Below are 13,427 nucleotides of genomic sequence, written 5' to 3'. Positions count from 1 at the left end.
GTCAGTGCGGCGCTTCGGCCGCATGGTTAAGCGAATATTTCGGAATCTCGACGGTGAGGTCTTCCTCACCGACGATGGCCTGACAGGCCAGACGCGATTGCGCTTCAAGGCCCCAGGCACGATCGAGGAAGTCTTCTTCCAGCTCGTCAGCCTCTTCCAGCGAGTCGAAACCCTCGCGGATGATGCAGTGGCAGGTGGTGCAGGCGCAGACACCGCCGCAGGCGCTTTCCATCTCGATGTGGTGTTCGTGGGCCAGTTCGAGAATCGATGTGCCGGGCGCAGCCTCGACCACCATGCCTTCAGGGCAGAACTTCTCGTGGGGCAGAAAAATGACCTGCGGCATCAGATATCCTCGATTTCATTCAGGTTGCGCCCCGACAGAGCGGCTTTCACCGTCAGATCCATCCGGCGGGCAGCAAAAGCATCGGTGACTTGCGACAGACGCTTGGTCTGCTGCTCGATGGCGTAACCATCGGTACCTTTCATCAGTTCGGCCAGTTCCTGCATCTGCAGTTCGATGACCATGCGCTCTTCGGCGTCGAGCAAACGCTCGCCATCGGTATCCAGCGCACCCTGCACTGCTTCGAGCAGGCGCTGGGCATCGACTTGCTGCTCGCGCAGAACGCGGGCGACCTTGTCGTCATTGGCGTGCTGGAACGAATCCTTGAGCATCTTGGCGATTTCGCCGTCGGTCAGGCCGTAGGACGGCTTGACCTGAATGCTCGCTTCAACGCCCGAGCCCAGCTCACGGGCAGAAACGCTGAGCAGACCGTCGGCGTCGACCTGGAAGGTCACGCGAATCTTCGCCGCACCGGCCACCATCGCCGGAATGCCGCGCAATTCGAAGCGCGCCAGCGAGCGGCAGTCGCTGATCAGCTCGCGCTCGCCCTGCAAGACGTGGATCGCCATGGCCGACTGGCCGTCTTTATAAGTGGTGAAATCCTGAGCGCGGGCGACGGGAATGGTGGTGTTGCGCGGAATCACCTTCTCCATCAGACCGCCCATGGTTTCCAGCCCCAGGGACAGCGGAATCACATCGAGCAGCAGCAGCTCACCACCATCACGCTTGTTGCCAGCCAGGGTATCGGCCTGGATCGCGGCCCCGATGGCCACCACTTGATCCGGATCGATTTCCGTCAACGGCTGACGACCGAAGGCTTCGGCCACGGCCTCACGAACACGCGGGACGCGGGTCGAACCGCCGACCATGACCACGGCGTGGACGTCTTCCAGCTCAATGCCGGAATCGCGAACGGCGCGGCGGCAGGCTTTCAGGCTGCGCGCGACCATCGGCTCGATCAGCGCATCGAATGCTTCACGGGTCAGTTGTGCTTTCCAGTCGCCGTAAGCCACTTCCACACTGGCCGCGTCGGTCAGGGCTTCTTTGGCCGCACAGGCGGTTTGCAGCAGATTACGTTGTGCGCCCGGATCGAGATCGGCGGACAGGCCAGCGCTCTCGATGATCCAGCCGGCAATCGCGTGATCGAAGTCATCGCCGCCCAGCGCGCTGTCGCCGCCAGTGGCCAGCACTTCAAAGACGCCGCCGGTCAGACGCAGAATCGAAATATCGAAAGTACCGCCACCCAGGTCGTAGATCGCCACCAGACCTTCGGCGTGCTGATCCAGACCGTAAGCCACGGCAGCAGCGGTGGGCTCATTGAGCAGACGCAACACGTTCAGACCGGCAAGCTTGGCGGCATCTTTGGTCGCCTGACGCTGAGCATCGTCGAAGTAGGCAGGAACGGTGATCACCGCGCCAACCAGTTCGCCGCCCAAGGTCGCTTCGGCACGCTGACGCAGGACCTTGAGAATATCGGCGGACACTTCGACCGGGCTTTTCGGGCCTTGCACGGTGTCGATGAACGGCATGTGCGATTCGCCACCGACAAAGCGGTACGGCAGCTGTTCGCCCAATTGCTTGACGTCGGACAGTCCACGACCCATCAAGCGCTTGACCGACAGCACGGTATTCAGAGGATCGGAGGATGCAGCGAGCTTGGCCGACTCGCCGACTTCGACCCGGTCGGCGTGATAACGCACGGCGGACGGCAGGATGACCTGCCCGTTGGCGTCGGCCAGCGGTTCGGAGAGACCACTGCGCAGCGCAGCGACCAGCGAATTGGTAGTACCCAAGTCGATCCCCACAGCCAGACGACGCTGGTGCGGTTGAGGACTTTGGCCGGGTTCGGCGATCTGCAGTAGAGCCATGGTGATCAGGTCTTGTCTGTCTGTCAGCGTGCAATCAGGGCAGCGCTGGGTTAATCGTCGAGGCGCTCTTCCAGCTGGCGCACTTCGTAGGTGAGCTTGTCGAGGAACTGCATGCGCCGCATCAGGCGTTCGGCCTGCTCGCGTTGCGCTGCATCATCCCAACAGGCTGCGAAGCTTTCGTTGAGCTGCTCCTGAGCTGCCTTCAAGCGACGCTTGAATACCGCGACACCGTCGAGGTCGGCACTGTCCTGCAGATCTTCGAGCTCTTCGCGCCATTGCATCTGCTGCAAAAGAAACTCGGGATCGTGGACGGTGACTTCCATCGGCACTTCATGCCCGCTGATTTTCAACAGGTAGCGTGCACGCTGGGCCGGGCTCTTGAGCGTCTGGTAGGCGTCGTTGAGCCGCGCCGATTGCTCGAGCGCCGAGCGCTGCTCGCGCTCCGAAGCGTCGGCAAAACGGTCGGGATGGACGCCGCGCGCCAACTCACGGTAGCGCGTGGCCAACTGCTCGAGATCCAGGCGGAAGCTCGGCTGCAGCTCGAATAAAGCGAAATGACAAGGAATACCCACGACCAGCCTCAGATGTTGAAGCTTTCGCCGCAGCCACACTCACCGCGCACGTTGGGGTTGTTGAACTTGAAGCCTTCGTTCAACCCTTCCTTGACGAAATCGAGCTCGGTGCCGTCCAGGTAGGCCAGGCTTTTCGGGTCGATGATCACTTTTTCGCCGTGACTCTCGAACACCTGATCCTCCGCCACTACCTCGTCGACGAACTCCAGCACGTAGGCAAGGCCGGAACAGCCTGTGGTGCGAACACCCAGACGAATCCCTTCACCTTTGCCGCGCCCGTCGAGGGAGCGCCGCACGTGTCGAGCAGCCGCTTCTGTCATGCTGATAGCCATCGGTGACTCCTTACTCGTCGCCAAATCTTGAAAGTCAGATCAAGCCTTTCTTCTGCTTGTAATCGCGAACTGCCGCTTTGATAGCGTCTTCTGCGAGCACGGAGCAGTGGATTTTCACTGGCGGCAGGGCCAGTTCTTCGGCCAGCTGAGTGTTCTTGATGGTTTCGGCTTCGTCCAGGGTCTTGCCTTTCATCCACTCGGTGGCGAGGGAACTGGAGGCGATCGCCGAACCGCAGCCGTAGGTCTTGAACTTGGCGTCTTCGATAACGCCCTGATCGTTGACCTTGATCTGCAGGCGCATCACGTCGCCGCACGCCGGAGCGCCGACCATGCCGGTGCCGACATCAGGATCTTCCGCGTTCATCTTGCCGACGTTGCGCGGGTTTTCGTAGTGGTCGATGACCTTTTCGCTGTAAGCCATGATTCTCAATCCTCACTCATCAGGGCCGCTCTTGAGACCCTGCAACTGCGCTGCGTAAACCGCCGCGTCGCTACAGGATCTGTATCCGGCGGCTTCTATAGTTAGTGTGCCGCCCACTCGATTTTCGAGATATCGACGCCGTCTTTGTACATGTCCCACAGCGGCGACAAAGCGCGCAGCTTGGTAACGGCCTCGCAGACTTTCTGCGCGGCGTAGTCGATTTCTTCTTCGGTGGTGAAACGGCCGAAGGTAAAGCGGATCGAGCTGTGTGCCAGTTCGTCGTTGCGGCCCAGGGCGCGCAGTACATACGAAGGCTCCAGGGACGCCGAGGTGCAGGCCGAACCGGACGACACCGCCAGATCCTTGAGCGCCATGATCAGCGACTCGCCTTCAACGTAGTTGAAGCTCAGGTTCAGGTTGTGCGGAACGCGGGCGGTCAGGCTGCCGTTGACGTACAGCTCTTCCAGATGCTCGACCTGCTGGTAGAAACGGTCGCTCAAGGCTTTGATGCGCACGTTTTCAGCGGCCATGTCTTCCTTGGCTACGCGGAACGCTTCACCCATGCCGACAATCTGGTGGGTCGCCAGGGTGCCCGAACGCATGCCACGCTCGTGACCACCACCGTGCATGGTCGCTTCGATGCGCACACGCGGTTTGCGGCTGACGTACAGCGCGCCGATGCCTTTAGGGCCATAAGTCTTGTGAGCGGAGAACGACATCATGTCGACTTTCAGCTTCTGCAGGTCGATTTCGACCTTGCCAGTGGACTGAGCAGCGTCGACGTGGAACAGCACACCCTTGGAGCGCAGCATCTCGCCGATGGCGGCGATGTCGTTGATGGTGCCGATTTCGTTGTTGACGTGCATCACCGACACCAGAATGGTGTCTTCGCGCAGGGCCGCGTCGATCATTGCCGGCGTGATCAGACCGTCTTCGGTCGGCTCGAGGTAGGTCACTTCGAAACCTTCACGCTCCAGTTGGCGCATGGTGTCGAGGACAGCCTTGTGCTCGATCTTGCTGGTGATCAGGTGCTTGCCCTTGGAGGCGTAGAAATGTGCCGCGCCCTTGATCGCCAGGTTGTCGGATTCGGTGGCACCGGAGGTCCAGACGATTTCACGCGGGTCGGCATTGACCAGATCGGCCACCTGACGACGGGCGTTTTCGACGGACTCTTCAGCCTTCCAGCCGAACACGTGGGAACGGGACGCCGGGTTACCGAAGTTTCCGTCGACCAGCAGGCATTCACTCATTTTCTGCGCAACGCGCGGATCAACCGGGGTGGTTGCAGAGTAATCAAGGTAAATCGGCAATTTCATGGACTATCTCCTAAATCAGGGCTGGCGTGCCGCGGGTAGCTCTACGGCTGTCATTCGACGGCGGACGCTTCAATCTTGTCCAGGCGTGGCGCCTTGCTGCTGCAACGGCGCTGGTCCTGACGCTGGGCCACTTCTTGTACCTCACGGCGAGTCACAAGGTCGGCCAAGCTGATACCGCTCAGAAATTCGTGAATCTGCAGGCTCAAGTCGCACCACAGATGGTGGGTCAGGCAGGTATCACCGGAATGGCAATCGCCCTGGCCCTGGCACTTGGTGGCATCGACCGATTCGTTCACTGCATCGATCACCTGGGCGACCTGGATGCCCTGCATATCGCGGGACAACTGGTAGCCACCACCCGGACCGCGAACGCTGGAAACCAGGTTGCTGCGGCGCAGCTTGGCAAACAGCTGTTCGAGGTAGGACAGGGAGATGCCTTGGCGCTCGGAGATATCGGCCAGAGACACCGGCCCGTGCTGCGCGTGCAACGCCAGGTCAAGCATGGCGGTCACGGCGTATCGGCCTTTTGTAGTCAGTCGCATGGACAGTTACCACGGAGTTCGGAATGGGCGGGAGTATGCAATTCCCGAGCATTTAAGTCAACTATAAGACCTAGTGCTTTAGTCGGGTTTACCCGCAAAAGAGCGCGCGCATGATAGCAAAGGCCTGCGGCGTACAGCCAGCGGAACCGCGTTATCGTTATTCGCGAGCAGGCTCGCTCCCACTATTGGAATGCATTCATCTGTGGGAGCGAGCCTGCTCGCGAAAAGCAGCGCTGCGGTTCAGCCGGCTTTGGATTCATCCTTGCCTTGCACACTGGCGAAGTCTTCTTCGCGCAGCGAAGGCAGATCTTTCGCACAGTAATTGCTGCCCAGATCCTTCAGCGCGCCGCACATGCCTTCCAGACGCCCGTCCACCGCCTGCAGATGGTCGAGCAACTGGCCGATGGCGCGGGCCACCGGGTCGGGCATGTCTTCGCTGACACCATAGGCATCAAAGCCGATCTTTTCTGCCATCGCCTTGCGCTTGGCGTCCTGCTCTTCGTCGGTCTTGACGATGATCCGCCCCGGAATCCCAACCACCGTGGCGCCCGGCGGCACTTCTTTGGTGACCACGGCATTCGAGCCGACTTTGGCGCCGGCACCCACCGTGAACGGACCGAGCACTTTGGCTCCCGCACCGACCACCACGCCATCACCCAGCGTCGGGTGGCGCTTGCCTTTGTTCCAACTGGTGCCGCCAAGGGTCACACCTTGATAGATGGTCACGTCGTCGCCGATTTCGGCGGTTTCACCAATGACGATGCCCATGCCGTGATCAATGAAGAAACGCCGACCGACCTTGGCGCCCGGATGAATTTCGATTCCGGTCAGCCAGCGACCGAAGTTCGACACCAGTCGCGCCAGCCATTTCAGTTCGTTACGCCAGAGCATGCCGGCCAGACGATGAATCCAGATCGCATGCATGCCGGGGTAGCAGGTCAGGACTTCAAAAGCGTTACGTGCCGCCGGGTCTCGATGGAATACGCTCTGGATATCTTCACGCAAACGCTCAAACATCATTCAATCCTTCCGCTTTAGAAGCTCGCCACGGGCCGCTTTCTGGGTTTCCGTGAGGATGCCACGCAAAATATTCATTTCCGCCCGGCTGACCGAGCTGCGTCCGTACAACCGACGCAGGCGCGCCATCAAGTGCCGTGGCTTTTCCGGGTCGAGGAATTCGATGGCGACCAGCGTCTGCTCAAGGTGCTCATAGAATCGCTCCAGCTCATCCATGGTCGCCAGCTCGGCGCTTTTCACCGAGGCCACTTCTTCTTTCTCGACCTTGCTCGGCTGACCCTGTGCGGCCAGCCAGGCCATGCGCACTTCATAACTCAACACCTGCACCGCCGCCCCGAGGTTCAGCGAACTGAACGTCGGGTCGGAAGGGATGTGCACGTGAAAGTGACATCGCTGCAGCTCTTCATTGGTCAGGCCGGAATCTTCGCGACCGAACACCAGAGCGATCTCGGCGCCCTGCCCGGCCTCCTCGACCACTTTGTTGCCGCATTCGCGCGGATCCAGCAGCGGCCAGGGAATACGGCGGTCGCGAGCGCTGGTGCCGAGCACCAGATTGCAGCCAATCAAGGCGTCTTCCAGAGTGGCGACGACTTGCGCGTTTCCAAGGATGTCACCGGCACCGGAGGCGCGGGCGTCGGCCTCGTGATGCGGGAAGACCCGCGGCTCGACCAGCACCAGTCGCGACAGACCCATGTTTTTCATGGCGCGCGCGGCCCCGCCGATGTTGCCGGGGTGGCTGGTGTTGACCAGGACGACACGAATGTTCTGCAGCAAGGGAGGCGCTCTCGGACACAGGAAAGGGGGGCAAATCTTACAGAACAGCCTACCGTTAAGCTATGAAAGCGAACAGCGTCCTTCACCTGAAGAAAAGTTCTGATAGAATGCGCGGCTTTCTTTAACAACCTTAGGTGACACATCCATGCAGCCCATGCTGAATATCGCGCTGCGCGCCGCCCGCAGCGCCAGTGAACTGATCTTCCGCTCCATCGAGCGCCTGGATACCATCAAGGTCGACGAAAAAGACGCCAAGGATTACGTATCCGAGGTCGATCGCGCCGCTGAACAGAAAATCATCGATGCCCTGCGCAAGGCTTACCCGAACCACTCGATCCAGGGTGAAGAAACCGGCCTGCACGCCGGCACCGGCATCGAAGGCGAAGAGTACCTGTGGATCATCGATCCGCTGGACGGCACCACCAACTTCCTGCGTGGCATCCCGCACTTTGCAGTGAGCATTGCCTGCAAATATCGTGGCCGCCTGGAACACGCAGTGGTGCTGGACCCGGTTCGCCAGGAAGAATTCACCGCCAGCCGTGGCCGCGGCGCCCAACTGAACGGTCGTCGTCTGCGCGTCAGCGGTCGCACCAGCCTCGACGGCGCCCTGCTCGGCACTGGCTTCCCGTTCCGTGACGATCAGATGGACAACCTCGACAACTACCTGGGCATGTTCCGCGCCCTGGTTGGCCAGACTGCCGGCATCCGCCGCGCCGGCTCGGCGAGCCTGGACCTGGCCTACGTGGCTGCCGGTCGTTTCGACGCGTTCTGGGAGTCGGGCCTGTCCGAGTGGGACATGGCTGCAGGCGCCCTGCTGATCCAGGAAGCTGGCGGTCTGGTGAGCGATTTCACCGGCGGTCACGACTTCCTCGAGAAAGGCCACATCGTTGCCGGCAACACCAAATGCTTCAAGGCAGTACTGACGGCGATCCAGCCGCACCTGCCGGCTTCGCTGAAGCGCTAAGCTTTCGGCGGAACAGAAAAGCACCCTTCGGGGTGCTTTTTTTATGCCTGCAATTTGCCTCCCTGACACACCACAAACCATGTAGGAGTGAGCCTGCTCGCGATAGCGTCGTATCAGTCACCACCCGCCTTGAATGATGAATCGCTATCGCGAGCAGGCTCACTCCTACAAGGGAATGCGGTGCAGCCAAAAAACGCGGGTATAAAAAAGCACCCCGCAGGGTGCTTCTTTTCAAAACGCTGAAACCTTACTGACCCGGCTCATTCTGCGACAGGATCAGCTTGCCTTCCTTGTCGACCGGAATCTGGTTGCCCGGATCACGATCCATCCGCACTTTGCCTTCCTTGCCATCGAGCGAGTAACGCACGTCGTAGCCGACGACCTTGTCGCTGATGTCATTGACCGTGTTGCAGCGGGTTTGCGTGGTGGTGTAGGTATCGCGGTTCTGCATACCTTCCTGCACCTTGTTACCGGCATAACCGCCGCCGACTGCACCGGCCACAGTGGCAATCTTCTTGCCGTTACCGCCGCCCACCTGATTACCCAACAACCCACCGGCTACGGCACCGATCGCCGTGCCGAGAATCTGGTGTTGATCCTTGACCGGCGCCTGCCGGGTCACGGTTACATCCTTGCATACTTCACGTGGAGTCTTGATCTGTGTCTTGACCGGCTCAACGGCTAATACTTGCGCATACTCAGGGCCGCTTTTAACCAGGCTGTAGGTGGCAACAGCACCCCCGGCTGTGACACCGACAGCACCCAATACCGCACCAACCAGCAACGACTTGTTCACATGAACCTCCTGACCATCACATGCGGGACGCGCCCGCGCTTCTCCCAGCCTTGGAGCACAAAAAAAGGCGCGAGTTCAACTCGCGCCTTTTGTCGACTGACAGCCGGGAAATCGCTGGCCGTTATGGACGGTCGTCGACTTCCTTCTCGGTGTTGGCCGGAGGAATCAGATCCTCGGTGGTCAGGTTCAGCCAGATCAGCACCACGTTGGCAATGTAGATCGACGAGTAGGTACCCGCCAATACACCGATGAACAGCGCGATGGAGAAGCCGAACAGGTTGTCGCCGCCGAAGAACAGCAGCGCCGCGATCGCCAGCAGCGTGGAGATCGACGTCGCCATGGTGCGCAGCAGGGTCTGGGTGGTCGAGATGTTGATGTTCTCGATCAGCGTCGCCTTGCGCAGCACGCGGAAGTTCTCACGGACCCGGTCGAAAACGACGATGGTGTCGTTCAGCGAGTAACCGATGATCGCCAGCACCGCCGCCAGCACCGTCAGATCGAAGGTGATCTGGAAGTACGAGAGGATACCCACGGTCACGATCACGTCGTGGATCAGCGAGACAATCGCGCCGACCGCGAACTTCCACTGAAAGCGGAACGCCAGGTAGATCAGGATGCCGCCGAGCGCCAGCAACATGCCGAGGCCGCCCTGGTCGCGCAGCTCTTCACCGACCTGCGGGCCGACGAACTCGACACGCTTGACCGTCGCCGGGTTATCGCCGCCGATCTTCTGCAGCGCTTCGGCAACCTGATGGCCCAGCTGCGGGTCTTCACCCGGCATGCGCACCAGCAGGTCAGTCGTGGCGCCGAAATTCTGCACCACGGCTTCGTGATAACCGGAGGTCGCCAGTTGCTCGCGCACCTTGGTGACGTCGGCCGGACGCTCGTAGGTCAGCTCGATGAGCGTACCGCCGGTGAAGTCCAGACCCCAGTTCATGCCTTTGTGGAACACGCTGAACAGGGCAATGACCGTGAGCAGCACTGTGACGCCGAACGCTACGTTGCGAACGCCCATGAAGTTGATTGTACGTAACATGGCAGCCCCTTAAATCCACAACTTCTTGAAGTCACGTCCGCCAAAGATCAGGTTGACCATTGCGCGGGTCACCATGATGGCCGTGAACATCGAGGTAAAGATCCCGAGGGACATGGTCACTGCGAAACCCTTCACCGGGCCGGTGCCCATGGCGAAGAGAATGCCGCCGACCAGCAAGGTGGTCAGGTTGGCGTCGAGAATCGCAGTGAATGCCCGGCCGAAGCCTTCGTTGATTGCCCGCTGCACTGTCATGCCAGCGGCGATCTCTTCACGAATCCGCGAGAAGATCAGTACGTTGGCGTCGACCGCCATACCCATGGTCAAGACGATACCGGCGATACCCGGCAGGGTCAGCGTAGCGCCCAGCAACGACATCAGCGCCAGCAGCAGCACCATGTTCACCGCCAGCGCGACGGTGGCGATGACGCCGAAGAAGCGGTAGATGGCGATGATGAACAGCGACACGAACAGCATGCCCCACAGCGATGCATCGATACCTTTGGTGATGTTGTCAGCACCCAGGCTCGGACCGATTGTGCGCTCTTCAGCGAAGTACATCGGCGCAGCCAGACCACCGGCACGCAGCAGCAGCGCCAGTTCGGACGACTCGCCCTGACCGTTCAGGCCAGTGATGCGGAACTGCGCACCCAGCGGCGACTGGATGGTCGCCAGGCTGATGATCTTCTTCTCTTCCTTGAACGTCTGCACCGCGACGTCTTTCTCGACGCCATCCACCACTTGCTTGGTGTAAGTGGTGACCGGACGCTGCTCGATGAAGATCACCGCCATGCTGCGACCGACGTTGGAACGGGTCGCGCGGCTCATCAGCTCGCCGCCGTGACCATCCAGACGGATGTTCACTTCAGGCGTGCCGTGCTCGCCGAAACCGGCCTTGGCGTCGGTGACCTGGTCACCGGTGATGATCAGACCACGCTCGATCTGCGCTGGCGGACGGTTGCCTTCACGGAACTCGAACGATTCGGAAGTGGCTTTCGACGCACCCGGCTCAGCGGCCAGACGGAACTCGAGGTTGGCCGTCTTGCCGAGAATTCGCTTGGCTTCGGCAGTGTCCTGCACGCCCGGCAGCTCAACCACGATGCGGTTGGCGCCCTGACGCTGCACGATCGGTTCGGCAACACCCAGCTCGTTGACGCGGTTACGTACCGTGGTCAGGTTCTGCTTGATGGAGTATTCACGGATTTCCGCCAGCTTGGCCGGGGTCATCGCCAGACGCAGCACCGGTTGACCGTTGAGGTCGGCCGGAACAATGTCGAAATCGTTGAAGTTCTTGCGGATCAGCGCACGGGCCTGTTCGCGGGAGTCTTCATCGCTGAAGCCCAACTGAATGGCACCGCCCAGTTGCGGCAGGCTGCGATAGCGCAGCTTCTCTTTACGCAGCAGGCTCTTGACGTCGCCTTCGTAGACTTTCAGGCGCGCGTCGAGGGCTTTGTCCATGTCCACTTCGAGCAGGAAGTGCACACCACCGGACAAGTCCAGACCCAGCTTCATCGGGTGCGCACCGAGGTTGCGCAGCCATTGCGGGGTGGTCTGTGCCAGGTTCAGCGCGACGACGTAGTCATCACCCAGTGCCTTGCGTACAACGTCCTTGGCCGGCAGCTGATCTTCAGCCTTGCTCAGACGGATCAGACCGCCCTTGCCACCTGCGGTCAGAGTGGCCGCCTTGACGTTGATGCCGGACTCTTTCAGCGCTGTGCTGACGCGAGCCAGATCGGCGTCATTGACCTGCAGAGCCGTGCTGGCGCCGCTGATCTGAATGGCCGGGTCATCGGGGTAAAGATTGGGAGCGGAATAAATCAGACCGATCGCCAGCACCGCCAGGATCAGAATGTATTTCCACAGAGGGTATTTGTTCAGCATCACGCCGCCCGTTATGAACGCGGGGCGCCTTGCGCGCCCCGTCGATTGAGTAGAAGTTGTTGCTCTTAGATCGCTTTCAGCGTGCCTTTTGGCAGCGTGGCGGCGATAGCGCCTTTCTGGAACTTCATTTCCACTGTGTCGGAGACTTCCAGGACGACGAAGTCATCGGCAACTTTGGTGATCTTGCCGGCGATGCCGCCAGTGGTCACGACTTCGTCACCCTTTTGCAGGCTGCTCAGCAGGTTCTTCTGCTCTTTGGCGCGCTTGGCCTGTGGACGCCAGATCATCAGGTAGAAGATGACCAGGAAGCCGACCAGGAAAATCCACTCGAAGCCGCCGCCCATTGGGCTTGCAGCAGCCGGTGCAGCTGCGTCAGCCATGGCGTTAGAGATAAAAAAGCTCATTTAGCACTCCAGTTGCAAATGTTGAATCTTGGGGTCAGAAAACTCAGTCCAAAGGCGGGACGGGAAGTCCGCGTTTGGCGTAGAAGGCATCGACAAAGGCGGCCAATGTACCCTGTTGAATAGCCTCGCGCAAACCAGCCATCAGCACCTGATAATGGCGCAAGTTATGGATGGTATTGAGCATGCTGCCGAGCATTTCGCCGCACTTGTCCAGGTGATGCAGATAAGCGCGCGAGAAGTTCTGGCAGGTGTAGCAATCGCAGGTCGGATCCAGCGGCGATTCATCATGGCGATGGAACGCGTTACGGATCTTCAGCACACCGGTATCGATGAACAGATGCCCATTGCGGGCATTACGGGTTGGCATCACGCAATCGAACATGTCCACACCGCGGCGCACACCCTCAACCAGATCTTCCGGTTTGCCAACGCCCATAAGGTAACGAGGTTTGTCAGCGGGCATCTGGCCCGGCAGATAATCCAGCACCTTGATCATTTCGTGCTTCGGTTCGCCCACCGACAGACCGCCGATGGCGAGGCCGTCGAAGCCGATCTTGTCGAGGCCTTCGAGCGAACGCATGCGCAGGTTTTCATGCATGCCGCCCTGGACGATGCCGAACAGCGCTGCGGTGTTGTCACCGTGAGCATTCTTCGAACGCTGCGCCCAACGCAACGACAACTCCATCGATACGCGCGCGACGTCTTCGTCAGCCGGGTACGGCGTGCATTCGTCGAAGATCATCACGATGTCGGAACCGAGATCGCGCTGCACCTGCATCGACTCTTCCGGGCCCATGAACACTTTGGCGCCATCGACCGGAGAAGCGAAGGTCACGCCCTCCTCCTTGATCTTGCGCATCGCGCCAAGGCTGAACACCTGGAAGCCGCCGGAGTCGGTGAGAATCGGGCCTTTCCACTGCATGAAATCGTGCAGGTCGCCGTGTTCCTTGATCACTTGAGTGCCAGGACGCAACCACAGGTGAAAGGTGTTGCCCAGAATGATTTCCGCGCCAGTGGCGACGATGTCGCGCGGCAGCATGCCCTTGACCGTGCCGTAGGTGCCGACCGGCATGAACGCCGGGGTTTCGACGGTGCCACGGGGGAAGGTCAGGCGACCACGGCGAGCCTTGCCATCGGTGGCCAGCAGCTCAAAGGACATTCGACATT

General features: G+C 60.3%; 15 protein-coding genes. 1 reads left to right on the top strand and 14 read right to left on the bottom strand.

Annotated elements, in window-relative coordinates:
- Nucleotide 1: 1 nt before the first annotated feature.
- The 9 genes from fdx to trmJ all read right to left on the bottom strand — a co-directional run bounded on the left by fdx (nt 2) and on the right by trmJ (nt 7,182).
- The gene (gene fdx, locus QRN33_RS24765; protein ID WP_016773327.1) at nt 2-343 is read right to left on the bottom strand and encodes an ISC system 2Fe-2S type ferredoxin; all 342 of its coding nucleotides are present in this window, start codon (nt 341-343) and stop codon (nt 2-4) included.
- Nucleotides 343-2,208 carry a Fe-S protein assembly chaperone HscA gene (hscA, locus tag QRN33_RS24760; protein ID WP_065616634.1) on the bottom strand — a complete coding sequence of 622 codons (1,866 nt, stop codon included), beginning with the start codon at nt 2,206-2,208 and terminating at the stop codon, nt 343-345. The genes fdx and hscA overlap by 1 nt, the downstream gene beginning before the upstream one ends.
- A 50-nt stretch (nt 2,209-2,258) precedes the next feature.
- Nucleotides 2,259-2,780 (bottom strand): co-chaperone HscB, encoded by a 522-nt coding sequence (gene hscB / locus QRN33_RS24755; RefSeq protein ID WP_016773325.1) that lies wholly within the window; start codon nt 2,778-2,780, stop codon nt 2,259-2,261.
- 8 nt (nt 2,781-2,788) lie between these two features.
- Nucleotides 2,789-3,112, bottom strand: a complete 324-nt coding sequence (iscA, locus tag QRN33_RS24750) for an iron-sulfur cluster assembly protein IscA (protein ID WP_003227904.1) — start codon at nt 3,110-3,112, stop codon at nt 2,789-2,791.
- A gap of 34 nt (nt 3,113-3,146) precedes the next feature.
- Nucleotides 3,147-3,533, bottom strand: coding sequence for a Fe-S cluster assembly scaffold IscU (iscU, locus tag QRN33_RS24745; protein ID WP_003227907.1), 387 nt, complete (start codon nt 3,531-3,533; stop codon nt 3,147-3,149).
- A gap of 101 nt (nt 3,534-3,634) precedes the next feature.
- Entirely contained in the window at nt 3,635-4,849 is a 1,215-nt protein-coding gene (locus QRN33_RS24740; RefSeq protein ID WP_285410697.1) for an IscS subfamily cysteine desulfurase, read from the bottom strand.
- A 50-nt stretch (nt 4,850-4,899) separates the two neighbouring features.
- The gene (gene iscR / locus QRN33_RS24735; RefSeq protein WP_016773323.1) at nt 4,900-5,391 is read right to left on the bottom strand and encodes a Fe-S cluster assembly transcriptional regulator IscR; all 492 of its coding nucleotides are present in this window, start codon (nt 5,389-5,391) and stop codon (nt 4,900-4,902) included.
- Nucleotides 5,392-5,631: 240 nt separating this feature from the next.
- Nucleotides 5,632-6,408 (bottom strand): serine O-acetyltransferase, encoded by a 777-nt coding sequence (gene cysE / locus QRN33_RS24730; RefSeq protein ID WP_227973019.1) that lies wholly within the window; start codon nt 6,406-6,408, stop codon nt 5,632-5,634.
- 3 nt (nt 6,409-6,411) lie between these two features.
- Nucleotides 6,412-7,182 (bottom strand): tRNA (cytosine(32)/uridine(32)-2'-O)-methyltransferase TrmJ, encoded by a 771-nt coding sequence (gene trmJ, locus QRN33_RS24725; RefSeq protein ID WP_285410694.1) that lies wholly within the window; start codon nt 7,180-7,182, stop codon nt 6,412-6,414.
- Nucleotides 7,183-7,327: 145 nt separating this feature from the next.
- Here trmJ and suhB point away from each other — a divergent pair, with 145 nt between their 5' ends.
- Nucleotides 7,328-8,146, top strand: coding sequence for a type III secretion system regulator SuhB (gene suhB / locus QRN33_RS24720; RefSeq protein ID WP_016773320.1), 819 nt, complete (start codon nt 7,328-7,330; stop codon nt 8,144-8,146).
- A 247-nt stretch (nt 8,147-8,393) separates the two neighbouring features.
- Here the strand turns inward: suhB and QRN33_RS24715 are convergent, their stop codons facing one another.
- The 5 genes from QRN33_RS24715 to tgt form a co-directional block, all read right to left on the bottom strand.
- Nucleotides 8,394-8,942, bottom strand: coding sequence for a glycine zipper 2TM domain-containing protein (locus QRN33_RS24715; RefSeq protein ID WP_042608344.1), 549 nt, complete (start codon nt 8,940-8,942; stop codon nt 8,394-8,396).
- 121 nt (nt 8,943-9,063) lie between these two features.
- On the bottom strand, nt 9,064-9,978 hold the full coding sequence (gene secF, locus QRN33_RS24710) for a protein translocase subunit SecF (protein WP_042608345.1): 915 nt from the start codon (nt 9,976-9,978) through the stop codon (nt 9,064-9,066).
- A 9-nt stretch (nt 9,979-9,987) separates the two neighbouring features.
- Nucleotides 9,988-11,856 (bottom strand): protein translocase subunit SecD, encoded by a 1,869-nt coding sequence (secD, locus tag QRN33_RS24705; protein ID WP_016773318.1) that lies wholly within the window; start codon nt 11,854-11,856, stop codon nt 9,988-9,990.
- Nucleotides 11,857-11,921: 65 nt separating this feature from the next.
- The gene (yajC, locus tag QRN33_RS24700; RefSeq protein WP_016773317.1) at nt 11,922-12,260 is read right to left on the bottom strand and encodes a preprotein translocase subunit YajC; all 339 of its coding nucleotides are present in this window, start codon (nt 12,258-12,260) and stop codon (nt 11,922-11,924) included.
- Nucleotides 12,261-12,303: 43 nt separating this feature from the next.
- Nucleotides 12,304-13,419: a tRNA guanosine(34) transglycosylase Tgt gene (tgt, locus tag QRN33_RS24695; protein WP_160768392.1), complete on the bottom strand. Its 1,116-nt coding sequence runs from the start codon at nt 13,417-13,419 to the stop codon at nt 12,304-12,306.
- Between the last annotated feature and the right edge of the window lie 8 nt (nt 13,420-13,427).

It is taken from the genome of Pseudomonas sp. FR229a, from assembly GCF_030209115.1.
Taxonomy (GTDB): Bacteria; Pseudomonadota; Gammaproteobacteria; order Pseudomonadales; family Pseudomonadaceae; genus Aquipseudomonas; species Aquipseudomonas moraviensis_A.
This window is presented reverse-complemented; position numbering and strand designations above follow the sequence as displayed.

Coding starts and splice junctions, on each gene's coding strand:
- fdx (WP_016773327.1), bottom strand. CDS start 343: ATGCCGCAGGTCATTTTTCTGCCCCACGAGAAGTTCTGCCCTGAAGGC.
- hscA (WP_065616634.1), bottom strand. CDS start 2,208: ATGGCTCTACTGCAGATCGCCGAACCCGGCCAAAGTCCTCAACCGCAC.
- iscA (WP_003227904.1), bottom strand. CDS start 3,112: ATGGCTATCAGCATGACAGAAGCGGCTGCTCGACACGTGCGGCGCTCC.
- iscU (WP_003227907.1), bottom strand. CDS start 3,533: ATGGCTTACAGCGAAAAGGTCATCGACCACTACGAAAACCCGCGCAAC.
- QRN33_RS24740 (WP_285410697.1), bottom strand. CDS start 4,849: ATGAAATTGCCGATTTACCTTGATTACTCTGCAACCACCCCGGTTGAT.
- iscR (WP_016773323.1), bottom strand. CDS start 5,391: ATGCGACTGACTACAAAAGGCCGATACGCCGTGACCGCCATGCTTGAC.
- cysE (WP_227973019.1), bottom strand. CDS start 6,408: ATGTTTGAGCGTTTGCGTGAAGATATCCAGAGCGTATTCCATCGAGAC.
- suhB (WP_016773320.1), top strand. CDS start 7,328: ATGCAGCCCATGCTGAATATCGCGCTGCGCGCCGCCCGCAGCGCCAGT.
- secF (WP_042608345.1), bottom strand. CDS start 9,978: ATGTTACGTACAATCAACTTCATGGGCGTTCGCAACGTAGCGTTCGGC.
- secD (WP_016773318.1), bottom strand. CDS start 11,856: ATGCTGAACAAATACCCTCTGTGGAAATACATTCTGATCCTGGCGGTG.
- yajC (WP_016773317.1), bottom strand. CDS start 12,260: ATGAGCTTTTTTATCTCTAACGCCATGGCTGACGCAGCTGCACCGGCT.
- tgt (WP_160768392.1), bottom strand. CDS start 13,419: ATGTCCTTTGAGCTGCTGGCCACCGATGGCAAGGCTCGCCGTGGTCGC.